18 protein-coding genes and 1 tRNA gene are annotated in these 23,942 nt (G+C 70.4%); 10 read left to right on the top strand and 9 right to left on the bottom strand.

All coding sequences use genetic code 11. The features are described 5' to 3' along the window. Positions 1 to 66: 66 nt before the first annotated feature. Positions 67 to 2,805, bottom strand: a complete 2,739-nt coding sequence (gene polA / locus ACMTAK_RS36765) for a DNA polymerase I (RefSeq protein ID WP_413810156.1) — start codon at positions 2,803 to 2,805, stop codon at positions 67 to 69. Between the two features lie 242 nt (positions 2,806 to 3,047). Between polA and ACMTAK_RS36760 the strand changes: the two genes are divergently transcribed. From ACMTAK_RS36760 to ACMTAK_RS36725, 8 genes are all read left to right on the top strand, one after another. Next, positions 3,048 to 5,330 (top strand): FdhF/YdeP family oxidoreductase, encoded by a 2,283-nt coding sequence (locus ACMTAK_RS36760; protein ID WP_413810155.1) that lies wholly within the window; start codon positions 3,048 to 3,050, stop codon positions 5,328 to 5,330. A gap of 81 nt (positions 5,331 to 5,411) precedes the next feature. After that, positions 5,412 to 5,927, top strand: coding sequence for a hotdog fold thioesterase (locus ACMTAK_RS36755; protein WP_413810154.1), 516 nt, complete (start codon positions 5,412 to 5,414; stop codon positions 5,925 to 5,927). 121 nt (positions 5,928 to 6,048) lie between these two features. Further along, entirely contained in the window at positions 6,049 to 6,441 is a 393-nt protein-coding gene (locus ACMTAK_RS36750; RefSeq protein WP_413810153.1) for a hypothetical protein, read from the top strand. Positions 6,442 to 6,950: 509 nt separating this feature from the next. Continuing rightward, positions 6,951 to 8,183 (top strand): branched-chain amino acid ABC transporter substrate-binding protein, encoded by a 1,233-nt coding sequence (locus ACMTAK_RS36745; RefSeq protein ID WP_413810152.1) that lies wholly within the window; start codon positions 6,951 to 6,953, stop codon positions 8,181 to 8,183. A gap of 101 nt (positions 8,184 to 8,284) precedes the next feature. Beyond that, positions 8,285 to 9,217 carry a branched-chain amino acid ABC transporter permease gene (locus ACMTAK_RS36740; RefSeq protein ID WP_164434188.1) on the top strand — a complete coding sequence of 311 codons (933 nt, stop codon included), beginning with the start codon at positions 8,285 to 8,287 and terminating at the stop codon, positions 9,215 to 9,217. Between the two features lie 12 nt (positions 9,218 to 9,229). Then, entirely contained in the window at positions 9,230 to 10,984 is a 1,755-nt protein-coding gene (locus ACMTAK_RS36735; RefSeq protein WP_413810151.1) for a branched-chain amino acid ABC transporter permease, read from the top strand. Further along, a complete protein-coding gene (locus ACMTAK_RS36730) occupies positions 10,981 to 11,883 on the top strand; it encodes an ABC transporter ATP-binding protein (protein ID WP_413810150.1) in 903 nt (300 codons plus the stop codon). The genes ACMTAK_RS36735 and ACMTAK_RS36730 overlap by 4 nt, the downstream gene beginning before the upstream one ends. After that, positions 11,880 to 12,596: an ABC transporter ATP-binding protein gene (locus ACMTAK_RS36725; RefSeq protein WP_413810149.1), complete on the top strand. Its 717-nt coding sequence runs from the start codon at positions 11,880 to 11,882 to the stop codon at positions 12,594 to 12,596. Before ACMTAK_RS36730 ends, ACMTAK_RS36725 begins: the two co-directional genes overlap by 4 nt. A 62-nt stretch (positions 12,597 to 12,658) precedes the next feature. Here ACMTAK_RS36725 and ACMTAK_RS36720 read toward each other — a convergent pair whose 3' ends face one another. Next, positions 12,659 to 13,294, bottom strand: a complete 636-nt coding sequence (locus ACMTAK_RS36720; protein WP_413810148.1) for an ANTAR domain-containing response regulator — start codon at positions 13,292 to 13,294, stop codon at positions 12,659 to 12,661. A 97-nt stretch (positions 13,295 to 13,391) separates the two neighbouring features. On the opposite strand from ACMTAK_RS36720, the gene ACMTAK_RS36715 reads away from it, so the two are divergent. Then, positions 13,392 to 13,466 (top strand) — tRNA-Leu (locus ACMTAK_RS36715). A 128-nt stretch (positions 13,467 to 13,594) separates the two neighbouring features. Here the strand turns inward: ACMTAK_RS36715 and pyk are convergent. From pyk to ACMTAK_RS36700, 3 genes are all read right to left on the bottom strand, one after another. Further along, complete coding sequence (gene pyk, locus ACMTAK_RS36710) at positions 13,595 to 15,025, bottom strand: pyruvate kinase (protein WP_037948817.1); 1,431 nt, start codon at positions 15,023 to 15,025, stop codon at positions 13,595 to 13,597. A 156-nt stretch (positions 15,026 to 15,181) separates the two neighbouring features. Then, positions 15,182 to 15,913 (bottom strand): SIMPL domain-containing protein, encoded by a 732-nt coding sequence (locus ACMTAK_RS36705; RefSeq protein ID WP_413810147.1) that lies wholly within the window; start codon positions 15,911 to 15,913, stop codon positions 15,182 to 15,184. A 227-nt stretch (positions 15,914 to 16,140) separates the two neighbouring features. Next, complete coding sequence (locus tag ACMTAK_RS36700) at positions 16,141 to 17,079, bottom strand: NADP-dependent oxidoreductase (RefSeq protein WP_413810146.1); 939 nt, start codon at positions 17,077 to 17,079, stop codon at positions 16,141 to 16,143. A gap of 120 nt (positions 17,080 to 17,199) precedes the next feature. Here ACMTAK_RS36700 and ACMTAK_RS36695 point away from each other — a divergent pair, with 120 nt between their 5' ends. Further along, positions 17,200 to 17,766: a TetR family transcriptional regulator gene (locus ACMTAK_RS36695; protein ID WP_413810145.1), complete on the top strand. Its 567-nt coding sequence runs from the start codon at positions 17,200 to 17,202 to the stop codon at positions 17,764 to 17,766. A gap of 42 nt (positions 17,767 to 17,808) precedes the next feature. On the opposite strand, the gene ACMTAK_RS36690 is transcribed toward ACMTAK_RS36695, so the two are convergent. The 4 genes from ACMTAK_RS36690 to pepN form a co-directional block, all read right to left on the bottom strand. Further along, positions 17,809 to 19,296: a lysine N(6)-hydroxylase/L-ornithine N(5)-oxygenase family protein gene (locus tag ACMTAK_RS36690; protein WP_413810144.1), complete on the bottom strand. Its 1,488-nt coding sequence runs from the start codon at positions 19,294 to 19,296 to the stop codon at positions 17,809 to 17,811. Next, complete coding sequence (locus ACMTAK_RS36685; protein WP_413810143.1) at positions 19,293 to 20,693, bottom strand: pyridoxal phosphate-dependent decarboxylase family protein; 1,401 nt, start codon at positions 20,691 to 20,693, stop codon at positions 19,293 to 19,295. Before ACMTAK_RS36685 ends, ACMTAK_RS36690 begins: the two co-directional genes overlap by 4 nt. A 131-nt stretch (positions 20,694 to 20,824) precedes the next feature. After that, positions 20,825 to 21,058 carry a hypothetical protein gene (locus tag ACMTAK_RS36680; RefSeq protein ID WP_413810142.1) on the bottom strand — a complete coding sequence of 78 codons (234 nt, stop codon included), beginning with the start codon at positions 21,056 to 21,058 and terminating at the stop codon, positions 20,825 to 20,827. Positions 21,059 to 21,303: 245 nt separating this feature from the next. After that, positions 21,304 to 23,940, bottom strand: coding sequence for an aminopeptidase N (gene pepN / locus ACMTAK_RS36675; protein ID WP_413810141.1), 2,637 nt, complete (start codon positions 23,938 to 23,940; stop codon positions 21,304 to 21,306). Positions 23,941 to 23,942 lie beyond the last annotated feature (2 nt).

The raw sequence follows: 23,942 nt of genomic DNA, 5'->3' as shown, positions 1-23,942 counted from the left end.
CTCTGGTGACACTACGACAACTTATGGCCCGCAGCTACCGGTGCAAACACCCCACCGGGCGAACTCTCAGTGAGCCGCCGACTCCCAGTCGGCACCGGATCCTACCGATACGTCCAGCGGAGCGCTCAGCTGGAAGGCGCCCGTCATCTCCCGGCGCACCAGCTCCTCGACCCGCTCCCGCTCACCGGGGGCGATCTCCAGCACGATTTCGTCGTGGACCTGCAACAGCATCCGCGACGAGAGTTTCTCCTTCGTCAACGCCGCGTCCACCTTGAGCATCGCGATCTTCACGATGTCGGCGGCGGTGCCCTGGATCGGGGCGTTGAGCGCCATCCGCTCGGCCATCTCGCGGCGCTGGCGGTTGTCGCTGGTGAGATCCGGCAGATAGCGGCGGCGGCCGAGCATGGTCTCCGTATAGCCGGTGGCGCGCGCCTCCTCGACGACCCGCTGGAGGTAGTCGCGCACCCCGCCGAACCGCTCGAAGAAGTTCTCCATCAGCTTGCGGGCCTCGTCGGGGGTGATCCCCAGCTGCTGGGAGAGGCCGAACGCCGAGAGGCCGTACGCCAGCCCGTAGGACATGGCCTTGATCTTGCGGCGCATCTCCGGGTCGACCGCCGACTTGTCGACGGAGAAGACCTGGGAGGCGACCGTGGTGTGCAGGTCCTCACCGGAGGTGAACGCCTCGATCAGGCCCTCGTCCTCGGAGAGATGAGCCATCACGCGCAGCTCGATCTGGCTGTAGTCGGCGGTCATCAGCGACTCGAAGCCGTCGCCGACGACGAAGCCGCGCCGGATCGCCCGGCCCTCGTCCGTGCGCACCGGGATGTTCTGCAGGTTGGGGTCGGTGGAGGAGAGCCGGCCGGTGGCCGCCACGGTCTGGTTGAAGCTTGTGTGGATGCGGCCGCCGGGGGCGATGGTCTTGATCAGGCCCTCGACGGTGGAGCGCAGCCGCGCCTGCTCACGGTGGCGCAGCATGATCACCGGGAGCTCGTGGTCGGTCTGCGCGGCCAGCCAGGCCAGCGCGTCGGCGTCCGTGGTGTACCCGGTCTTGGTCTTCTTGGTCTTGGGCAGGCCCAGCTCGCCGAAGAGCACCTCCTGGAGCTGCTTGGGCGAGCCGAGGTTGAACTCATGGCCCACCGCGGCGTGGGCCTCCTTCACGGCGTGCCGCACGGCTGCCGCGAACTGCTGCTCCATGCGCTCCAGCCAGTCGCGGTCGGCGGCGATGCCCGACCGCTCCATCCGGGCCAGCAGCTCGGAGACGGGCAGCTCCATGTCGTGCAGCAGCCCGGCCGCGCCCACGTCCTTCAGCCGGCCGCCGAAGGCCTCGCCCAGGTCCAGGATGGTCCGCGCCTTGATCATCAGGGCGTCCCGCTCGGCCTCTTCATCGGCGCCGAAGGCCAGCTGTCCGCTGTCCGCTGCCACCGCCGGGGACAGCTCACGGCCCAGGTACTCCACCGACAGGGCGTCCAGCTCGAAGGAGCGGCGGCCGGGCTTGACCAGATAGGCGGCGAGGGCGGTGTCCATGCGCACGCCCGCGACGGACCAGCCGTGCTCGGCGAAGACCCGCATGATCCCCTTGGCGTTGTGCAGCACCTTGGGGCGGTCCGGGTCCGCGATCCACTCGGCGAACGCCCGCTCGTCGGCCTCGTCCAGCTGCGAGGGGTCGAAGAAGGCGGCGGGGCCGGAGCCGGTGGCCAGCGCGACCTCGCTGACGCTGCCGCTGCCCAGCGCCCAGGTGTCGACGGTGGCCAGGCCCAGCGGGGCGTCGCGGTGGCTCTCCAGCCAGGGGGCGAGCTCGCCCGCGCCCAGCGCCGCTCCGTCGACCGCGACACCCGGCTCGGAGGCCACGGGCTCGTCCGCCGCCGCGCCCGGGTCGACGGCCATGATCCGGTCGCGGAAGTTCTGGTGGCGGAACTCCAGCGCGTCCAGGATCACCCCGAGCGCCTCCCGGTCGTACGGGGCGCGCTCGAGCCCCTCGGGGCCGGCGGTGAGCTCCACGTCCCGCACCAGCTCGGTCAGCTGGCGGTTGAGCTTCACGGACTCCAGGTGGTCGCGGAGCTTCTCGCCGACCTTCCCCTTGACCTCCTCGACGCGCTCCACCAGCTCCTTGAAGGAGCCGAACTGATTGATCCACTTCGCCGCGGTCTTCTCGCCGACGCCCGGGATACCGGGGAGGTTGTCCGAGGGGTCGCCACGCAGGGCCGCGAAGTCGGGGTACTGGCTCGGGGTGAGGCCGTACTTCTCCTGCACCTTCTCGGGGGTGAACCGGGTCAGCTCGGAGACGCCCTTGGTGGGGTAGAGCACCGTGACATGGTCGGTGACCAGCTGGAAGGAGTCCCGGTCGCCGGTGACGATCAGAACGTCGAAGCCCTGCTCCTCGGCCTGGGTGGCGAGGGTGGCGATCACATCGTCGGCCTCGAAGCCCTCCACCGCGAAGCGCGTGATCTTCATGGCGTCGAGCAGCTCGCCGATCAGCTCGACCTGGCCCTTGAACTCATCGGGGGACTTGGAGCGGTTCGCCTTGTACTCGGTGAACTGCTCGGAGCGCCAGGTCTTGCGCGAGACGTCGAACGCCACGGCGAGGTGCGTGGGCTGCTCATCACGGAGCGTGTTCGCCAGCATCGAGGTGAAGCCGTAGATCGCGTTGGTCGTCTGGCCGGTGGTCGTGTTGAAGTTCTCCGCCGGCAGCGCGAAGAACGCCCGGTATGCCAGGGAGTGCCCGTCCAGCAGGAGCAGGCGGGGACGGTCATCCCCCGTGCGGTCGGGCGCGGGCGCTGCGGTCTTCTTCGATGCTTTCTCTGCCACGCCCCCGATCCTGCCACGCCCCACCGACAATGCCTCCCGCCCCGGCCACCGGACCGGGGCGGGGCGGGGCGGACCGGACCGGGGCGGGGCCGGGCGGGGCGGACCGGGGCGGGGCCGGGCGGGGCGGGGCGGGCCGCCGAAGCCGGACCGGGCCGCCGCCCCGGCTGTCGGTGGCCCGTGACAGGATCGGACCCATAGGTCCACACACAGGTCCCGCAACGCTCGAGCCCAAGGGGAGCGACATGGCAGCGAAGCCGCCCGCAGGCGATCCGATCCAGGACGCGCCCGAGGTCACACCCCCACAACATGCCGCCGCCGGACTGCCGGCCGTAGGGCATTCGCTGCGCATCGCGCACCAGCAGATGGGCGTGCGCCGCACCGCACTCACCCTGCTGCGCGTCAACCAGAAGGACGGCTTCGACTGCCCCGGCTGCGCCTGGCCCGAGCCGGACAAGCGCCATGCGGCGGAGTTCTGTGAGAACGGCGCGAAGGCCGTCGCCGAGGAGGCCACCCTCCGCCGGGTGACGCCCGACTTCTTCGCCGCCCACCCGGTGGCCGACCTCGCCACCCGCAGCGGCTACTGGCTCGGCCAGCAGGGCCGGCTGACCCAGCCCATGTACCTGCCCGAGGGCGCCGAGCGGTACGAGCCGGTGACCTGGGACCGGGCATTCGACATCATCGCCGACGAGCTGACCGCGCTCGACTCCCCCAACGAGGCGGTCTTCTACACCTCGGGCCGCACCAGCAACGAGGCGGCCTTCCTCTACCAGCTCTTCGCCCGCGAGTTCGGCACCAACAACCTGCCCGACTGCTCCAACATGTGCCATGAGTCCTCCGGCTCGGCGCTCACCGAGACCCTCGGCGTCGGTAAGGGCAGCGTGCTGCTGGAGGACCTCTACAAGGCCGACCTGATCGTCGTGGCCGGGCAGAACCCGGGCACCAACCACCCGCGCATGCTCTCCGCCCTGGAGAAGGCCAAGGCCAACGGCGCGAAGATCATCTCCATCAACCCGCTGCCCGAGGCCGGTCTCGAGCGGTTCAAGAACCCGCAGAACGCCCGCGGTATCGCCGGTGGCGGCACCGCGCTCACCGATCTCTTCCTGCAGATCCGGATCGGCGGCGACCAGGCCCTCTTCCGTCTCCTCAACAAGCTCGTCCTGGAGACGGAGGGAGCCACCGACGAGGAGTTCATCCGCGAGCACACCCACGGCTTCGAGGAGTTCGCCGCCGAGGCCCGCGCCGCCGACTGGGACGAGACGCTGCGCGCCACCGGGCTCGACCGCGCCGACATCGACCGCGCGCTGCGCATGGTCCTCGACTCGAAGCGGACCATCGTGTGCTGGGCGATGGGCCTGACCCAGCACAAGCACTCGGTGCCCACCATCCGTGAGGTCGTCAACTTCCTGCTGCTGCGCGGGAACGTCGGCCGCCCCGGCGCCGGGGTCTGCCCGGTGCGCGGCCACAGCAATGTGCAGGGCGACCGCACCATGGGGATCTTCGAGCGGCCCGCCCCGGCCTTCCTGGACGCCTTGGAGCGGGAGTTCGGCTTCGCCCCGCCCCGCGAGCACGGCTTCGACGTCGTCCGGGCCATCCGCGCCCTGCGCGACGGCCAGGCCAAGGTCTTCTTCGCCATGGGCGGCAACTTCGTGGCGGCCTCCCCCGACACCGAGGTCACCGAGTCCGCGATGCGTACCGCGCGGCTGACCGTCCATGTCTCCACCAAGCTCAACCGCTCCCATGTGGTGACCGGCGCGCGGGCGCTGATCCTGCCCACTCTCGGCCGCACCGAGCGCGATGTCCAGGGCGGTGGCCCGCAGTTCGTCACCGTCGAGGACTCGATGGGCATGGTGCACGCCTCCCGCGGGCGCCTGGAGCCCGCGAGCTCCCATCTGCTCTCCGAGCCGGCCATCGTCTGCCGGCTGGCCCGCCGGGTGCTGGGCCCCGAGAGCCACACCCCCTGGGAGGAGTTCGAGAAGGACTACACGCGCGTCCGCGACCGCATCGCCGCCGTCATCCCCGGCTTCGAGGACTTCAACGAGCGGGTGAGCGACCCCTCCGGTTTCGCCCTGCCGCACGCCCCGCGCGACAGCCGCAGCTTCCCCACCACCACCGGTAAGGCCAACTTCACCGCGGCCCCCGTCGAGTACCCCGAGGCGCCCGAGGGCCGGCTGCTGCTGCAGACCCTGCGCTCCCACGACCAGTACAACACCACCATCTACGGCCTGGACGACCGCTACCGCGGCATCAAGAACGGCCGCCGGGTGGTGCTGGTGCACCCCGAGGACGCCCAGGAGCTCGGGCTGTCCGACGGCGCTTACGTCGACCTGGTCGGCGAGTGGAAGGACGGCACCGAGCGGCGTGCCACCGGCTTCCGCCTGATCCACTACCCGACCGCGCGCGGCTGCGCCGCCTCGTACTACCCGGAGACCAACGTCCTGGTCCCGCTGGACGCCACCGCCGACACCAGCAACACCCCGGCGAGCAAGTCCGTGGTCGTCCGCCTGGAACAGACGACCCCGGCCTAAGCGTTTGCTCAGTTGCCTGGTAAGAAGGTGGCCACCACAAGCAAAGGTGGCCACCACAGCAACCGAACGGAGCCTGTCCCGATGGGCGAGCAGACCAGCGTGAAGTTCCCGCAAGAGGTACTCGACGAGTACGCGGCGCTCGGCGTGGATCTTCACGCGCTGTTCTCCGCCGGGCATCTCGGCACCCGCATGGGCGTGCAGATCCTCGAGGCCTCGGCCGAGCGGGTCGTGGGCACCATGCCGGTGGAGGGCAACACCCAGCCGTACGGGCTGCTGCACGGCGGCGCCTCCGCCGTGCTGGCCGAGACCCTGGGCTCGGTCGGCTCGATGCTCCACGGCGGCAGCGGGCGGATCGCGGTCGGCGTGGACCTCAACTGCACCCACCACCGGGGCGCCCGCTCGGGCCTGGTCACCGGCGTCGCCACCCCCGTCCACCGGGGCCGCTCCACCGCCACTTACGAGATCGTCATCAGCGATGAGCAGGACCGGCGGGTGTGCACCGCCCGCCTCACCTGCCTGCTGCGCGAGGTGGACGACGCCGGCCGGGCCAGGACGGTCGCCGACATCACCGAGGCGAAGGACCGCGCCGAGGCGTGACGCCCGGCGCCATTGTCGTTGTCCCCCCGGGAGGCCGGGGCTACCGTGACTCTCCATGGGGGCAACGACCCGGGCGGGTTTCTGGCCCGCCGCCGTCCGTGGATGCGCTCTCGTAGTCGCCATGACGATGACCGGATGCGGCAGCTCCGGTTCCGGCCCCTCGGACGACTCCCACAACTCCGGCGACTCCCCTAACGGCCAGGCGTCCACACCCGCCCCCCACAGCCCCACACCGCAGGCCGCCTCCCCCGTGCGGCTGTGCGCCGACCTCATCTCCTACTGGGCCGAGCAGGACCTCGCGGGCAGCCAGTGGGCCGGGCTCGACTGGGAGCAGAAGGGGCTCTCCAACGAGCAGTACGAGATCTACGACGACATCGTCCAGGCCGCGCGCACCGAGCGGAAGCGGCATGGCGCCCCGGCGGCCAAAGCGCTGATCAAGCGGCTGGCCGAGCGCCGCTGCGCGGCCGCGAACGGCGCCACCCACAGCTCCGAGAACTGGCGCCCGCCGACCTGAGCCGCACCGGCGCGACATCCGCGCGACACCGGTCCGGCACCATTCCGGAACCCCGCCCACCGCCCCGGACAGGCCCCGGCCCCGCGCCGCCAGCCGTAACACTGCGTAACGCTGACGCAATATAAGGTCGCATTTTCAGCACACTCGGCGACTCCGAAGTCGATCTTCTCGCGCTCATCCGCGCACCCGACTCCGCGCTTCATTCACAAGCTCACCGCACTCCTTAGCGGAACTGCACCTTCTCAGGATCCGGACCTAATGGTTGGCCCAAATCCGCCCCATTCGTCCCTTCCGTTCCGCTACACGGACATCCCGGGGTGACGCGCGTCATAACAAGACAGTCACATCATCGTCTAGACCTCTGCCCCCGGTCGCGCCCCGCGCTTAGAGTCACAGCCAGTCACGGCCCTGTGGGGTGTACGCCGCACCCGCACGGCCATTCCAGGTTCATCCGGCGAGGACACGGCACCCCATGAACTCAGGGTGCCGGGCCAGCGAAAGGATTCCTCGTGCGACACCGTTCCTTGCTCATCATCACGACCGCGATCACCGCGGGCGCCCTCACACTCAGCGCCTGCGGGTCGCGCGACGACAAAAACGACAGTGGCGGCAAGGACAGCAAGACGACCGTGGTCATCGGTGTCGACGCCCCGCTCACCGGCTCGCTGTCCGCCCTCGGCCAGGGCATCAAGAACTCCGTCGACCTCGCGGCGAAGGTGGCCAACAAGAACAACGAGGTCGACGGGGTCACCTTCAAGGTCAAGTCCTTCGACGACCAGGCCGTGCCCTCCTCCGGCAAGGCGAACGCGACCTCGATGGTCGACGACGAGGACATCCTCGGCGCGGTCGGGCCGCTCAACTCGGGCGTCGCCCAGTCCATGCAGGGCGTCTTCGACCGGGGCGACCTCGCCCAGGTCTCCCCCGCCAACACCAACCCGGCCCTCAGCCAGGGCGACGACTGGGCCTCGGGCAAGAAGTCGCGCCCCTTCAAGACCTACTTCCGCACCGCGACCACCGACATCATCCAGGGCCGCTTCGCCGCGCAGTACTACTACAAGGACGCGAAGAAGCGGAAGGTCTTCGTCATCGACGACAAGCAGGCGTACGGCAACGGCCTCGCCACCATCTTCGCCGAGGAGTTCAAGCGCCTCGGCGGCAAGGTCGTCGGCCGGGACCACCTGACCGTCAAGGAGACCGACTTCTCCGGCATCTCCAACAAGGTGAAGTCCTCCGGTGCCGACTCGGTCTACTTCGGCGGCCAGTACCCCGAGGGCGGTCTGCTGTCCGACCAGGTCAAGCAGGCCGGCGCACAGGTCCCGATCATGGGCGGCGACGGCATCTACGACCCCGCCTTCATCAAGGCCTCGGGCACCAACAACGACGGTGACCTCGCCACCTCCGTCGGCTACCCGGTCGAGCAGCTCGACTCCGCCAAGACGTTCGTGAAGAACTACGCGGACCAGCACTACAAGGACCCGTACGCGGCCTACGGCGGCTACTCCTACGACGCCGGCTGGGCCATCATCCAGGCCGTCAAGGCCGTGGTCGAGGACAACGACGGCAAGCTCCCGGACGACGCCCGCGCCAAGATCACCGAGGCGCTCGGCAAGGTCTCCTTCGACGGCGTCACCGGCAAGGTCTCCTTCGACCAGTACGGCGACACCACGAACAAGCAGCTGACCGTCTACAAGGTCACCAAGGGCGCCTGGAAGTCCGTGAAGAGCGAGACCTTCAAGGACTGACCCCCGGCAGCGACCGCACACCCACGAAACGAATCCGCGCGAGGGCGTACCCATCGCCCTCGCGCGGCGTCATATCCGACACGCTCATCGGAGGCCCTGCGGTGCACGAACTGCCGCAAACGCTGGTCAACGGCCTGACCCTTGGCGCCCTCTACGGCTTGATCGCCATCGGGTACACCATGGTCTACGGCATCGTCCAGCTCATCAACTTCGCCCATGGCGAGATCTTCATGATCGGGGGCTTCGGGGCCCTCACCATCTACATCTGGCTGCCCAGCGGCACCGCGCTCTCCCTCGCCCTGCCCCTGATGCTGATCGGCGGCATCGTCGCCTCGGTCGCCATCGCCACCGCGGCGGAACGCTTCGCCTACCGGCCCCTGCGCGGCGGCCCCCGGCTCGCCCCACTGATCACCGCGATCGGTCTGTCCATCGCACTGCAGCAGGCCGTCTGGGCCTTCTACCCCGACGCCAAGAAGCCCCGCAGCTTCCCGCAGTTCGAAGGATCGTCGTTCGAGATCCTCGACAATCTGCACATCCAGCGCGGCGACGCCTTCCTCCTCATCGCCGCCCCGCTGTGCATGCTCGCCCTGGGGCTGTTCGTCTCCAAGAGCCGGGCCGGCCGCGCCATGCAGGCCACCGCGCAGGACCCCGACACCGCCAAGCTCATGGGCATCAACACCGACCGCATCATCGTGATGGCCTTCGCCATCGGCGGTGCGTTCGCCGCCGTCGCCGCCCTCTCCCACGGGCTCAAGTACGGCCAGATCAACTTCGAGATGGGCTTCATCGCCGGTCTCAAGGCGTTCACCGCCGCCGTGCTCGGCGGCATCGGCAACATCTACGGCGCCATGCTCGGTGGCGTCGTCCTGGGCGTCGTCGAGGCCCTGGCCATCAAGTACATCCAGGACATACCCGGGATGGACCAGCTCGGCGGCGGTGCCTGGAAGGACGTATGGGCCTTCACCCTGCTCATCGTCGTCCTGCTGGTCAGGCCACAGGGTCTGCTCGGCGAACGCGTAGCGGACCGGGCCTGAGGGAGTGAACCGATGACCACCGACAAGACCCAGCCCACCGCCGTGCGCGAGGCCGAGGCCGGCGCACCCGCCCCGCGCACCACCCTGCTCCGGGCCCTCACCGCGGCCGGCGGCGCCGCCGCCGCCGTCTCCACCTTCCTGGCCTGGACCTGGACCGCCGAGTTCCCCGGCGATCTGACCGTCTACGGCTACCCCGGCGGACTACAGCTCCTCACCCTCGTCCTGGGCGTCGCCACCGGCGTCTTCGCGCTGGCCGCCCTCGACCTGAAGGGCCTGCGCTGGCTCACCCCCAGCGGCTCCACCCAGGCCCTGCGGTTGCTGGCCCTCGGCACCTTCGCCGTCACCTGGTTCACCGTCATCGCCATCGCGGTGGATCTGGACGGCCTGGTCAACCTGGAGCCCGGCGGCTGGATCGCCGCCGCGGTGACCGCCGCCCCCGTGGCCACCACCTTCCTGCTCCCGGACGACAGCCGCCCGCTGTGCCGCCCCAAGGAGCTGCCCTCCTGGGCCGAGATCCTGATCATCGCGGCGGTCTTCGCCGTCGGCCTCTACGTGGTCAACTACGGCATCCAGACCGACGCCGACCACCCCGAGCCGTTCCTCGGCTACCTCATCGCCGTCGGATTCGCGGCCGTCGCCCTGGTCAAGGCCGGGCTCATCAGCCGGATCAGCGAGCTCACCAGCTCCTACCGCTCCGTCACCCTGGTGGCGGCGCTGATCACCGCGATCGTCTTCCCCTTCTTCCAGGACAAGTCCAGCTTCACCGAACTGGGCGTCAACATCGCCATCTTCGCGACCGTCGCCCTCGGCCTGAACATCGTCGTCGGCCTCGCGGGCCTCCTGGACCTGGGATATGTCGCCTTCCTCGGCGTCGGCGCCTACACCGCCGCCCTGGTCTCCGGGTCCACCGCCTCGACGATCGACGTCAGGTTCCCGTTCTGGGCCGCCGTGATCACCGGTGGCGTGGTCTCCCTGATCTTCGGTGTGGTCATCGGCGCCCCGACCCTGCGGCTGCGCGGCGACTACCTGGCCATCGTGACCCTCGGCTTCGGAGAGATCTTCCGGCTCGCCATGCTGAACCTCGACGGCACCTCCGGCCCCTCCGTCACCAACGGCCCCGACGGCATCCCCAACATCCCCCCGCTGGAGATCTTCGGGTTCAACTTCAACGACGACCACAGCATCGGCGGCATCAGCCTCGACTCCAACGGCAACTACTACCTGCTGATGCTTCTGGTCACGGTGGTCGTCGTGCTGATCTTCAGCCGGGCGGGCAACTCCCGTATCGGCCGCGCCTGGGTCGCCATCCGCGAGGACGAGACCGCCGCCACCGCCATGGGCATCAACGGATTCCGGGTCAAGCTCATCGCCTTCGCGCTCGGCGCCACGCTGGCCGGGGTCGCCGGCGCCGTATGGGCCCACTTCCAGTCCACGGTCGTCCCCGAGCAGTACGTCTTCGCCGGACCCGTCCCGCCCAACTCCACCTTCCTGGTGGCCGCCGTCATCCTCGGCGGCATGGGCACCATCGGCGGCCCGCTGCTCGGCGCCACCCTGCTCTATCTGATCCCCAAGAAGCTGGAGTTCCTCCAGGACTACCAGCTCCTCGCCTTCGGCGTCGCGCTCATCCTGCTGATGCGCTTCCGCCCCGAGGGGATCATCCCCAACCGGCGGCAGCAGCTCGAGTACCACGAGACCGGCCAGCTCGACGTCCCGGGCGCCACCGGACTCAAGGACAGTGCCGTCGGCGTCACCAAGGCGGAGGCATGACAGCGATGACCACCACCACGACCTCCCCCGTGCTCACCGCCACCGGCGTCACCATGCGCTTCGGCGGGCTCACGGCCGTACAAGCGGTCGACCTCGACGTCCACCCCGGCGAGATCGTCGGCCTCATCGGGCCCAACGGCGCGGGCAAGACCACCTTCTTCAACTGCCTCACCGGTCTCTACGTCCCCACCGAGGGCAGCGTCGCCTACCGGGGCACCGTGCTGCCGCCCAAGCCCCACCTCGTCACCCAGGCGGGCATCGCGCGCACCTTCCAGAACATCCGGCTCTTCGCCAATATGACGGTCCTGGAGAACGTGCTCGTCGGCCGCCACACCCGCACCAACGAGGGCCTGTGGTCGGCCCTGCTGCGCGGCCCCGGGTTCAAACGCGCCGAGGCCGCCTCCAAGGCCCGTGCCATGGAACTCCTGGAGTTCACCGGCCTCGCCGACAAGGCCGACCACCTCTCCCGCAACCTCCCCTACGGCGAACAGCGCAAGCTGGAGATCGCCCGCGCACTCGCCAGCGACCCCGGACTGCTGCTGCTCGACGAGCCCACCGCCGGAATGAACCCCCAGGAGACCCGCGCCACCGAGGAACTGGTCTTCGCCATCCGGGACCTGGGCACCGCCGTGCTCGTCATCGAGCACGACATGCGCTTCATCTTCAACCTCTGCGACCGGGTCGCGGTGCTCGTCCAGGGCCAGAAGCTCGTCGAGGGCACCTCGGAGGTCGTCCAGAGCGATGAGCGCGTCATCGCCGCCTACCTCGGCACCCCCTTCGAGGGCGCGCCGGGCGCGGAGGAGGCCGCCGAAGTCGAGGCCGCGGAGGCCGGGGCCACGACCGGAGCCACGGACGAGGCCCAGCGGGGCACCACAGCACGTACGGAGGACGGACAGTGACCGCACTGCTCGAGGTCGAGGACCTGCGGGTCGCCTACGGCAAGATCGAGGCCGTCAAGGGCATCTCGTTCAGCGTCGAGGCCGGACAGGTCGTCACCCTCATCGGTACCAACGGCGCGGGCAAGACGACCACGCTGCGCACCCTGTCCGGCCTGCTCCAGCCGCTCGGCGGGGAGATCCGCTTCGACGGCAAACCGCTGCGAGGCGTCCCCGCGCACAAGATCGTCGCCCTGGGGCTGGCCCACTCGCCCGAGGGCCGGCATATCTTCCCGCGGCTGTCGATCGCCGAGAACCTCCAGCTCGGAGCGTTCCTCCGGAAGGACGCGGACGGCATAGCCGCGGACATCCGACACGCCTACGAGCTCTTCCCCATCCTCGGCGAGCGCCGCAACCAGGCGGCGGGCACCCTCTCCGGCGGTGAGCAGCAGATGCTCGCGATGGGCCGGGCCCTGATGTCCCGCCCCAAGCTGCTGATGCTCGACGAGCCCTCAATGGGCCTCTCGCCGATCATGATGCAGAAGATCATGCAGACCATCGCCGAGCTCAAGTCCCAGGGCACGACGATCCTGCTGGTCGAACAGAACGCCCAGGCCGCTCTGTCGCTGGCCGACCACGGCCATGTGATGGAGATCGGCAAGATCGTACTGTCGGGGACGGGGGATGCGCTGCTGCACGACGAGTCGGTGCGGAAGGCGTACCTCGGCGAGGACTGAGGGAAAGCGGAGAGGGGCTCGCACCGCCGCGTCGGCGGTGCGAGCCCCTCTCCGTTCGTCCCCTATTGCTCCTTGGCCTTCTTCTCCGCCGCGTCCTCGATGACGGCCTCCGCCACCTGCTGCATCGACAGCCGGCGGTCCATCGAGGTCTTCTGGATCCAGCGGAAGGCGGCGGGCTCGGTCAGCCCGTACTGGGTCTGGAGGACGCTCTTGGCCCGGTCGACCAGTTTCCGGGTCTCCAGCCGCTGGGAGAGGTCGGCGACCTCCTGCTCCAGGGTCTTCAGCTCGGTGAAGCGGGAGACGGCCATCTCGATGGCCGGAACCACATCGCTCTTGCTGAACGGCTTCACGAGATACGCCATCGCCCCGGCGTCCCGGGCCCGCTCGACCAGTTCGCGCTGCGAGAACGCGGTGAGCATGAGGACGGGCGCGATGCGGTCGGCCGCGATCCGCTCGGCGGCGGAGATGCCGTCGAGCACCGGCATCTTCACATCGAGGATGACGAGGTCGGGGTGGTGCTCCTGGGCGAGCGCGACAGCCGTCTCACCATCGCCCGCCTCGCCGACGACGGAGTACCCCTCCTCCTCGAGCATCTCCTTCAGGTCGAGGCGGATGAGGGCCTCGTCCTCGGCGATGACGACGCGGGTTGTCTGCGGTGGGACGTGCGACTGCGCGTCGGGGGCGTCAGCGGTGCTCACTGTGCTCCTCGTTTTCCTGGCAGGTGGGCACCACGAGCCTACCTAGCTGCGGTAAGGTGGACGCGCAGTGGGTCATTGGTGACCTTCGAAACTGCAAGCCCCGGTAGCCCAATTGGCAGCAGGCAATGGATTCAAAACCCATACAGTGTCGGTTCGAGTCCGACCCGGGGCACTTTTCCTTCGATTCCAAGGTCACATTGGAATCGGTCTTCTTCACTCGATGAAGTGGACGCTTCGCCGGAATACCACGTCGGGCCGAAGTACTGAACCAGTACTTCGGCCCCCAGGATCGAGGCTCGGCTACCTCAGGTCGTCCGCGCCGATGTGGTGAACGCGGACCAGGTTGGTGGAGCCGGAGACACCGGGCGGGGAACCGGCGGTGATGATGACCAGGTCGCCCTTCTTGCAGCGGCCGAGGCGCAGCAGTTCCTCGTCCACCTGGGCCACCATCTCGTCCGTGGAATCGACCATCGGGCCCAGGAAGGTCTCCACACCCCAGGTCAGATTGAGCTGGGAGCGGGTGCCCGGTTCCGGGGTGAAGGCCAGCAGCGGGATCGGGGAGCGGTAGCGGGAGAGGCGGCGCACGGTGTCGCCGGACTGAGTGAAGGCGACGAGGAACTTCGCGCCGAGGAAGTCGCCCATCTCGGCCGCCGCGCGGGCCACCGCGCCGCCCTGGGTGCGGGGCTTGCTGCGCTCGGTGAGCGGGGGCAGGCCCTTGGCGAGGATGTCCTCCTCGGCGGCGGCGACGATGCGGCCCATCGTCTTGACCGTGACGATCGGGTACTTGCCGACGCTGGTCTCGCCCGAGAGCATCACCGCGTCCGTGCCGTCGATGACCGCGTTGGCGACGTCGGACGCCTCGGCCCGGGTGGGGCGGGAGTTCTCGATCATCGAGTCGAGCATCTGGGTGGCGACGATCACCGGCTTGGCGTTCCGCTTGGCCAGCTTGATCGCGCGCTTCTGGACGATCGGCACCTGCTCCAGCGGCATCTCCACGCCGAGGTCGCCGCGGGCGACCATGATGCCGTCGAAGGCGTCGACGATCCCCTCGAGGTTCTCCACCGCCTGCGGCTTCTCGATCTTGGCGATGACCGGGAGCCGGCGGTCCTCCTCGTCCATCACCCGGTGGACGTCCACGACGTCGTTGCCGTTGCGGACGAAGGAGAGGGCGATGACATCGGCGCCGATGCGGAGGGCCCAGCGCAGGTCCTCGATGTCCTTCTTGGACAGCGCGGGGACGGAGACGGCCACACCGGGGAGGTTGAGCCCCTTGTGGTCGGAGATCATGCCGCCCTCGATGGCGATGGTGTGCACCCGGGGGCCGTCGATGTCGACGACCTCGAGGGTGACCCGGCCGTCGTCGACGAGGATCCGCTCACCCTTGCTGACGTCGCCGGCCAGCCCCTCGTAGGTGGTGCCGCAGCGGAACCGGTCGCCCTCGATGGGTTCGACGGTGATGATGAACTCATCCCCGCGTTCAAGGAGTACCGGCCCTTCACGGAAACGGCCGAGCCGAATCTTCGGACCTTGAAGGTCGGCCAGGATGCCGACGCTGCGGCCGGTTTCCAGCGAGGCTTTGCGCACTCGCCGATAACGCTCCTCGTGCTCGGCATAGGTGCCGTGGCTGAGGTTGAAGCGGGCCACGTCCATTCCGGCCTCGATGAGTGCCTTGATCTGCTCGTACGAGTCGGTGGCGGGTCCCAAAGTACAGACGATTTTTGCTCGGCGCATGATGTCGAGCCTATGACTTACCGACGAGTAAAGAACCGGGAACTTCACACTCCCCCATGGCCTTTGCATGGCAGGTTATTGACAACTAATGAAACGTGCAGTGGGCCGCTCCGATGAGCGTTTCGGAGGGTGGTTCCGGGCTCCGGAGGAGGCGTTTCAGAGCTCGGGCGGCGTCATGGTGAAGCGCGCGTTGACGTGCGCGTACACCGTCTGGCGCTGCGGTTCCAGGTCGAGCGCGGCCACGGCGTCCCGGTCGGCGGGGCCGCCGTAGCCGGACCGGGCGCGCGGGGCGGCGACGGCCACGGGCTGGAACGGGCCCTCCTCCGCCTCCAGGTCGGCGAGCTCGGTGAGCGCCACCAGCCGGGCGCCGAGCGCTCCGGCGTACTCGCGGGCCCGCTGCACCGCCTCGCGCACCGCCTGCTGCCGGGCCCGGCCATAGGCGGGCGAGTCGGGGCGCAGCCCCCACCAGGGACCGTCGACGCGGGTGAGCTCGAGGTCGGCGAGGCGGGTGGTGAGCTCGCCCAGGGCGGTGAAGTCGGTGAGGGCCGCGGTGAGGTGCACCCGGCCGTGATAGGCCCGTACGCGCTCATGGCGGCTCTTGGGGTTGATCTCGGGGGTGACCGAGAAGGCGCCGGTCTCCAGCTTCTCGACCGCCTCGCCGTAGGACTTCACCAGTTCCAGGACCTGGTTGTTGCGGCGGGTGAGATCCTCCAGGGCGGCGCGCCGGTCGGCGCCGCGGGCGCTGACGGTGATGGTGAGCCGGGCGATCTCGGGGTCGACCTCCAGGGTCGCCTCGCCGCGGACGGCGACGCGCGGGATCTCGGGGGTGCCGTACGGCACGTGGGCGGCGGGCTGCGGCGGCGGGCCGGGCCGGGCGGGCTGGTCCATGGCGGCTCCTGGTCCGGATATACGAGGGGTGGTGCTTGGAGCGTACGGCGCCCGGCCCCTCAGCGGGGTGGGGTGACCCGGCCGTGGGGCGGGCGCTCGGCGGCCAGGGCGAGCGCGGTGTCCACGAGCTGTGAGCGGTCGAGGTCGGCCATCCGGTCCAGTTCGTTCCAGGCGGCCCACCTGGCACCTGCCCGGAGGAAGAGCGTGAGCCGACAGCGGCACGGCGGTCACCCGGTCGTGATGACGAGCTTGCCGCCCTTGGGTATGCCGCGTTCGAACTCCGTGAGCGCCGCGATCGCTTGTGTGAGCGGCACCGTGCGGGCGATCGGCAGCCGCAGTGTTCCCTGCCCGGCGGCTCGCGCGACCTCCTCGAGGTCCTTCGTGACGGCTTGGGCGATCAACACCTTGAAGGGCCCCGGCAGGGCACTTCTCGCGAACTTCGCGGGAGTGGGGGTGATGTCGATGATGCGGCCGCCGGACTTCAGCAACGTCTGCGCCGCCTTGATCGGGAGCGTGCCCGCCGTGTCGAGGACGATGTCGAATCGTCCTCCGAGCGTCGTCGGGTCGAAGTCGAACTCGACGATCGGGGCGATGCCGAGGTCGCGCGCGTCTTGCGTGGCGGTGGCGCGGCAGCTGCCCCCCACCGAGGCGCCGTGCATCGAGGCCATCTGGACGGCGGCTCGGCCCACTCCGCCAAGGCAACCGTGGACGAAGACGGCTTGCCCGGGTTGCGGTTTCCCCAGGCCGGCCAGGGCCTGAAAGGCGGTGATCCCGACCGTCGGGATCGCGGCGGCATCCTCGAACGAGAGATCCGCCGGCTTCTGCACGACCCCCTTCGCTTCGGCAACGACCAACTCGGCGAAGGCTCCCGCCGTCTTGAGCGGCGCCCCGCCGAGCACTTCGTCGCCGACGCCGAGCCGAGTGACGCCTTCGCCGACCGCCTCGACGACGCCCGCGAAGTCGTGGCCCAGCCCACGCGGGAAGCGCCGGCCGGTCAGCATCTTCATGGCGCCACTGCGGATCTTCCAGTCCATCGGGTTGGCTGCCGCCGCCCGCACACGGACCAGAACCTCGCCGGGGCCGGGCCGGGCCGGTTCGAAGTCCTCGAGCCGCAAGACCTCGGGCCCGCCGTACTGGTGGTACTGGATGCGCTTCGCCGTTGTCATTCGGGGCCTCCACCGGCCGGTGATGTCATTAGATGACATCACTCTAGCATGCCGATGTCACCTGATGACATCGGTGACGGCAACACGGTGTCATCAGGTGACATCACATAAACTCGCCGCATGGGACGGTGGGAACCTGGAGCCGGTGGCCGACTGCGCGAGGCCGCGCTGGCGCTGTATCTGGAACGTGGCTTCGAGCAGACCATGGTGGCCGATATAGCCGAACGGGCCGGTGTCACCGCCCGCACCTTCTTCCGGCACTTCGCCGACAAGCGCGAGGTTCTCTTCGACGGGGCGTCCGAACTGGAGGAAAGGTCGGTTGCCGCCCTGGAGGAGGCGCCGGCCACGGCATCGGCGCTGGATGCCGTCGCGGCCGCGCTCGACGCGGTGGCCGAGATGGTCGGCGGCGATCGTGAGTTCGCGCGGACGCGGCAGACCGTGATCATGGCCAACGCCGATCTCCGCGAACGTGAGTTGATCAAGCTCGCGTCCATGTCGGCCGTCCTGGCCGACAGATTGCGACGGCGGGGCATCGACGACGCCGAGGCCAGTCTGGCCACCGAGACCGGCATCGCCGTGTTCCGCGTTGCCTATGAACGATGGATCAACGCCACCGAGGACCGCGACCTGCGCGACGTCATCCGCGAGACACTGGCCCAACTGCGGGCGCTGACCGCCGCCGGCTGAGGTTCGATTCCCGTACTCCGGGCACGCCCGGCCCCGGCGCGGTCAGGTCCGCGTCGGGGTGAGGGGGGTGCGCTGATCGGGGAGGTGCGGGTTGCCGATGACGGTGCCGCACCGCCCCGACGGCTGGAGGCCGAAGGCGGTGAACGCGGTGCGGGACGGCAGCCGGTAGGCGGGGTCCGTGAGCAGCGAGTTGAGGATGACGGCGGAGCGCCAGGCGGCGAGGCCGAGGTCGGGGGTGCCGACGCCATGGGTGTGGCGCTCGGCGTTCTGGACGTACACCGAGCCCTTGATCATGGGGTCGAGGACCAGACGGTGGTCGGCGTCGACGCGGAGGCGCTCGGAGGCGTCCCGGCGGATGTAGGGGTCGAGGGCGGCGAGGAGGGTGTCGACGCGGCGCTCGCGGTAGCCGGTGGCGAGGACGACGGCCTCGGTGGTGTGGCGGGCCCGGGTGCCCTGCTCGGTGTGTTCCAGGTGGAGTTCGAGCTGGGCGGCGGCGATACGGCCGGCGGTGCGGACGGTGACCCCGGGGGTGAGGACGGCGCCGGGCCAGCCGTCGGAGTGCAGGGCGCGGCGGTAGAGCTCGTGGTGGATGGCGTCGAGCGTCGCATGGGCGATGCCCTTGTAGAGCTGCCACTGGCGGGGCAGCAGCTGGTCGCGGACGGGCTCGGGCAGGGTGTGGAAGTAGCGGGTGTAGTCGGGGCTGAACTGCTCCAGGCCGAGCTTGCTGTACTCCATGGGCGCGAAGGCGGGGGTGCGGGCCATCCAGTGGAGCCCTTCGGCGCCCAGGGGGCGGTTGCGCAGCAGGTCGAGGAAGACCTCGGCGCCGGACTGGCCGGAGCCGATGACGGTGACATGGCCGGTGGCCAGCAGCCGCTCGCGGTGTTCGAGGTAGTCGGAGGAGTGGAGGACGGGGACGTTGGGGGCGTCGGCGAGCGGGCGTAGGGGTTCGGGGACGTATGGCTCGGTGCCGACGCCGAGGACGAGGTCGCGGGCGTATGCGCGGCCGAGGGCCCTGCCCTCCTCGTCGGTTCCGGTCGCATCGGACGCGGGGGTGTCGGCGGCCGGGCCGAGCCGGGTGAAGTCGATTTCGAACAGCTCGTGTTCATGGTCCCAGCGGACGGCGTCGACGCGGTGGTCGAAGTGGAGTCCGGGCAGCTGTTCGCTGACCCAGCGGCAGTAGGCGTCGTATTCGGCGCGCTCGATGTGGAAGCGCTCGGCGACGTAGAAGGGGAACAGCCGCTCATGGGCCTTGAGGTACTGGAGGAAGGTCCAGGGGCTGCCGGGGTCGGCGAGGGTCACCAGGTCGGCGAGGAAGGGGACTTGGATGGTCGCGCCGTCGATGAGGAGGCCGGGGTGCCAGTGGAAGGCGGGCCGCTGCTCGTAGAAGGCGGTGCGCAGGGCGGGGACGCCGTGGGCGAGGGCGGCGAGGGAGAGGTTGAACGGGCCGATGCCGATACCGGCCAGGTCCACGGGCCGGTCGGCGGTGGAAGCGGGATCAGCGGCGGGGTTGGGGGGGTGTGCGGTGCTCATGGGGTGGTGTTGCCTTCCACGAGTTCGAGCAGCCCGCGCAGATCGTCGGGCTGGATGTGCGGGTTGAGAACGGTCGCCTTGAGCCACAGCCCCTCGGGGGTGGCGGCGCGGCCGAGGACGGCCGCCCCGTGGTGGAGCAGGCGGCGGCGCAGCGCGGCGACGGCGGCGGGCGGTGCCCCGGTGGGGCGGAAGAGGACGGTGCTGATGGTGGGGCGGGCGTAGAGCTCGAGCCCGGGGCGGGCCTCGATGAGGTCGGCGAGGTGCTGGGCGGCCGCGCATACGTGGTCCACGAGCTCGCCGAGACCGCGTCGGCCCAGTGCCCGCAGCGTGACGGCGATCTTGAAGATGTCGGGGCGGCGGGTGGTGCGGAGCGAGCGGCCGAGCAGATCGGGCAGGCCCGCCTCGGTGTCGTCGTCGGCGTTGAGGTAGTCGGCGTGGTGGGCAAGGGAGGCGAGCGCGGCGCCGTCGGGCACGGCGAGCAGGCCCGCGGCCACCGGCTGCCAGCCGAGTTTGTGCAGGTCGAGGGCGACGGTACGGGCGCGGTCGAGCCCGTGGATCCGCTTGTGGAGGGTGTCGCTGAACAGGAGGGGCGCGCCATAGGCGGCGTCGATGTGGAGGGTGGCGGCGTGGTGGTCGCAGACGTCGGCGATGTCGGGGAGCGGGTCGATGGCTCCGGTGTCGGTGGTGCCGGCGGTGGCGACGACGAGGGTGGGGGCGTCGGACGGCCGGTCGAGGGCGGTGTGGAGCGCGACCGGGTCGAGGACGCCGCTGGGGGTGGGGAGGGTGAGGGGCTCGGGCAGCCCGAGCAGCCAGGCGGCGCGCTGGACGCTGTGGTGGGCGTTGGCGCCGCGGACGATACGGAGCGGAGCGCCTTGGGCGGCCTCGCGGGCCAGGAGCAGGCCGAGCTGGTTGGATTCGGTGCCGCCGGTGGTGACGAGGGCGTCGGGGTCGGGGCCGTGGGGGTGGACGAGTTCGGCCAGGGCACGGCAGGTCAGCGCCTCCAGCGCACAGGCGGCCGGAGCCTGGTCCCAGGAGTCGAGGGAGGGGTTGAGCGCGGAGACCGCGAGGTCGGCGGCGGTGGCGACGGCGAGCGGCGGACAGTGCAGATGGGCGGTGCAGCGGGGGTCGGCGGGTTCGGCGGCGCCATGGGCGAGGGCGTGGACGAGGCTGCGCAGCGCGTGGTGGGGCCCCTCCCCCTCGTCGGGGATGAGCGGCCGGGCCGCACCGCGTATCCGCCGGGCCACCGCGGCCGGTCCCCCGGCCGGGAGGGGCCCACCGCGGTCGGCGGCGCCGTGGGCGAGGGCGTCGAGGACGGTGTCGACCATCGGGCGGAGCACGCCCGGTCCGCTCTGGCCCCCGGCGAGGAGGCGGGCGGTTCCGGATGCGGGCACGGGCATGGGTGTGCCCCTAGGGGGTGTCTGGGCGGCGGTCAGGGCTGCCTAAATTACTTCGCCCGCCGACGGTCCGATCCGGGGTCGGGGTCAAGTGCACCCGTACGTGGTACGGCCCGGCCCCGCGGATTGATTGGTTACTCGATGTGCCCCGTCTCAGGGTCCACCTGGCTGAGGAAGTCCCGTGCGGACTCCTCCAGTTCCCGCTCGCTCAAGGAGTCGGCTCCGTGCACATGGGTGGTGAAGCCGTATCCCGGGTTCGGCCCGGTCAGCCAGGTGAAGTCGTACGTCCCGGGCTCGTCGGGACGCTCAGCGACGTCGAACCCCTCCCCGTCGACCGCCAGTGTCCACCGGCGCGTTCCTCGATCCATGACCGCCAGTCTGCCCTGTGCCCGGACCGGGATGAGATCGGCATCGCGTCATGCTGTGTCGCGGTCGGCGAGTCCGGTCACGTGTGTGACCTACCGCGTGCCGCCCTGAGGGCGGCGGTTGTGCGATGAGGGCGGCGGCTATGCGATGAGGAGGAGCACGCTGATCGCCGGCATCACTCACGCCATGACCGCGCGGCAGGGGCGGCGGGGCGACCGAGCGCCCACGCCGTCCCGTCGGCGCGGGGTCACTCGCCCTGCTTCTCCCGTACGCGCAGGGCGCGCCGCAGGTCGTCGATCTGGTCGGCGAGGCGGCGGCGGAGGGCGGGTACGGCCTCGGAGGAGGCGAGCCACTCCTCGCCCAGGCGCAGGGTCTCGGCGTCCACGGTGCTCGGGAAGCCGAAGCGGGCGACGGTGTCGGCGATGGCGGGACCGCGGCGGGCGCCGAGCGCGACGGCGGCCGGGAAGTAGCGCGGCACGTAGGCGGCGAGGACGTCGTGGTGCTCGGGCTGCCAGAAGCCCGCAACGGTCGCGGTGACCAGGTAGTTGGAGAGCTCGGCCCCCTGGCCGCCGGTCCTCTGACCGTCGGACCCCTGACCGCCGGTCCCCTGGCCGTCAGTGTTCCGGTCGTCCTCCCCGCCGCCGAAGAGGGTCTGCCACGCGGCCTCCTTCGCGGCGGCGTCCGGCAGGGCGGCCCGGCAGCGGGCGGCGCCCTCCTGGCCGGTGGCGCTGGAGTCGCGGGCGCGTTCGGCGTCGATGTCGGCGGGGCCGACGGCGCCGAGGACGGCGAGGCGGCCGAGGATCTGCCAGCGCAGCTCGGGGTCGAGGGCGGGGCCGCCGGGGACGGTGTCGCCGTCGAGCCAGTCGCTGAGCTCGGCGGGCGCGGTGGCGCTGCCGATGAACGTACGGACGGCGGCGAGCCGCAGCCCGTCCCCGGAGCCGTCCTCGGTGCGGCGCAGCAGATCGCGGCAGGTGGCAATGATGGTGGCCAGAGCGGCGGGGCGCCGGTCCGCGGGGAGGTAGCGGTCGGCGATCTGGGTGCGGGCGAAGGCGAGGACGCCCTGGACGATCGCTATGTCGGTCTCGTGCGGCAGATGGGCGCGGGCGGCCTCGAGGTAGTCGGTGGCCGGGAGGTCGCCGTCGCGCACCATGTCGCGGGCGGCGTTCCAGACCACGGCGCGGCTGACGGCGTCGGGGAGGCCGGACAGCGAGCGGTGGACGGCCTTCCAGGAGGCGGGGTCGAGCCGGATCTTGGTGTAGGTGAGGTCGCCCTCGTTCAGCAGCAGCAGATCGGGGCGGGGCCCGGTGAAGGAGAGGCTGAGGCCGGGCTCGGCGCCGTCGAGCTCGGCCTCGACGCGTGTCCGCAGGACCAGCTGGTGCGGGGCGGCGGGGGCGTGGTCGTACAGGCCGATGGCGATGCGGTGCGGGCGCCTGACGGGGGCGTCCCCGTCCGGGCCGCCGCCCTGGTGTCGGATCTCGGCGCTCCAGCGGTCGCCGTTCGCGGTGACGACAGGGGCGAGGGTGTCGACGCCGGTGGTGCGCAGCCAGCGGTCGGCCCAGGCGTGGACGTCACGGCCGGAGGAGCGGGCGAGGGAGTCGATGAAGTCGGCGAGGGTGGCGTTGCCGAAGCGGTGCCGGGTGAAGTGGTCGTTGATGCCGTCGAGGAAGGTCTTCTCGCCCAGCCAGGTGACGAGCTGGCGCAGTGCGGAGGCGCCCTTGGCGTAGGAGATGCCGTCGAAGTTGAGGCGGGCGGCGGCGGTGTCGGGGACCAGCTCGGGCGCGGGGGCGACCGGGTGGGTGGAGGGGCGCTGGTCGGCGTCGTAGCCCCAGTTCTTGCGGCGGACGCCGAAGTCGGCCCAGGTGTCGGTGTAGCGGGTGGTCTCGGTGAGGATCTGGTAGCCCATGTACTCGGCGAAGGACTCGTTCAGCCAGATGTCGTCCCACCACTTCATGGTGACGAGGTCGCCGAACCACATATGGGCCATCTCATGGGCGATGACCATGGCGCGGGTCTGGCGCTCGGCGTCGGTGACGGCGGAGCGGAAGACGTATTCGTCGCGGAAGGTGACCAGGCCCGGGTTCTCCATCGCGCCGGAGTTGAACTCGGGGACGAACGCCTGGTCGTAGGAGTCGAAGGGGTACGGCTCCTCGAAGATCTCGTGGTAGCGGTCGAAGCAGCGCCGGGTGATGTCGAAGAGCTCGTCGGCGTCGGCCTCGAGGTAGGGCGCGAGGGAGCGGCGGACATGCAGCCCGAAGGGGAGTCCGGCGTGCTCGGTGCGCACCGAGTGGTACGGGCCGGCGGCCAGGGCCATCAGATAGGTGCTGATGGGCGGGGTGGGCGCGAGCTGCCAGCGGCCCTCCTCGGGGGCGCCGACGCGGGTGGCGATGCCGTTGCCGAGGACGGTCCACTCGGGCGGGGCGGTGACGCGGACGTCGAAGACGGCCTTGAGGTCGGGCTGGTCGAACGCGGTGAAGACGTCGTTCGCGTCCGCCATGCAGCACATGGTGTAGAGGTACGTCTCACCGTCGGCGGGGTCGGTGAAGCGGTGCATGCCCTCGCCGGTGTGGGAGTAGCGCATGTCGGTCTCGACGCGCAGCTCGTGCTCGCCCTCACCGAGCCCGGTGAGCGGGAGCCGGCCGCCCGCGAGCGCCTCGGCGGTCTCGCCGGTGAGGTCCAGCTCCCGGCCGTCGAGCACGGCGCGGTGCAGGGCGGCCGGCTGGAGCTCGGCGAAGGTGTCCGCGCCCGCCTGGCGCGCGCTGAAGCGGATGGTCGTGGTGGAGCCGAAGAGCTCCTCGCCGCGGGTGAGGTCGAGGTCGATGGTGTAGCGGTGGACCTCGATGAGGCGGGCTCGGTTCTGCGCTTCCTCGCGCGTCAGTACGGACATGG

The sequence above is a fragment of the Streptomyces lacaronensis genome (genome assembly GCF_047337785.1).
Classification (GTDB): Bacteria; Actinomycetota; Actinomycetes; order Streptomycetales; family Streptomycetaceae; genus Streptomyces; species Streptomyces lycopersici.
Note: the sequence above shows the minus strand (reverse complement) of the source record. Positions and strands in the feature narration are given on the sequence as shown.

Excerpts from the sequence above, each read along its gene's own strand:
- ACMTAK_RS36700 (WP_413810146.1), bottom strand. The coding sequence starts at position 17,079 with ATGACAACGGCGAAGCGCATCCAGTACCACCAGTACGGCGGGCCCGAG.
- ACMTAK_RS36760 (WP_413810155.1), top strand. The coding sequence starts at position 3,048 with ATGGCAGCGAAGCCGCCCGCAGGCGATCCGATCCAGGACGCGCCCGAG.
- ACMTAK_RS36680 (WP_413810142.1), bottom strand. The coding sequence starts at position 21,058 with ATGGATCGAGGAACGCGCCGGTGGACACTGGCGGTCGACGGGGAGGGG.
- ACMTAK_RS36685 (WP_413810143.1), bottom strand. The coding sequence starts at position 20,693 with ATGCCCGTGCCCGCATCCGGAACCGCCCGCCTCCTCGCCGGGGGCCAG.
- ACMTAK_RS36735 (WP_413810151.1), top strand. The coding sequence starts at position 9,230 with ATGACCACCGACAAGACCCAGCCCACCGCCGTGCGCGAGGCCGAGGCC.
- ACMTAK_RS36690 (WP_413810144.1), bottom strand. The coding sequence starts at position 19,296 with ATGAGCACCGCACACCCCCCCAACCCCGCCGCTGATCCCGCTTCCACC.
- ACMTAK_RS36695 (WP_413810145.1), top strand. The coding sequence starts at position 17,200 with ATGGGACGGTGGGAACCTGGAGCCGGTGGCCGACTGCGCGAGGCCGCG.
- ACMTAK_RS36705 (WP_413810147.1), bottom strand. The coding sequence starts at position 15,913 with ATGGACCAGCCCGCCCGGCCCGGCCCGCCGCCGCAGCCCGCCGCCCAC.
- ACMTAK_RS36730 (WP_413810150.1), top strand. The coding sequence starts at position 10,981 with ATGACAGCGATGACCACCACCACGACCTCCCCCGTGCTCACCGCCACC.
- ACMTAK_RS36755 (WP_413810154.1), top strand. The coding sequence starts at position 5,412 with ATGGGCGAGCAGACCAGCGTGAAGTTCCCGCAAGAGGTACTCGACGAG.
- pepN (WP_413810141.1), bottom strand. The coding sequence starts at position 23,940 with ATGTCCGTACTGACGCGCGAGGAAGCGCAGAACCGAGCCCGCCTCATC.
- pyk (WP_037948817.1), bottom strand. The coding sequence starts at position 15,025 with ATGCGCCGAGCAAAAATCGTCTGTACTTTGGGACCCGCCACCGACTCG.
- ACMTAK_RS36750 (WP_413810153.1), top strand. The coding sequence starts at position 6,049 with ATGACGATGACCGGATGCGGCAGCTCCGGTTCCGGCCCCTCGGACGAC.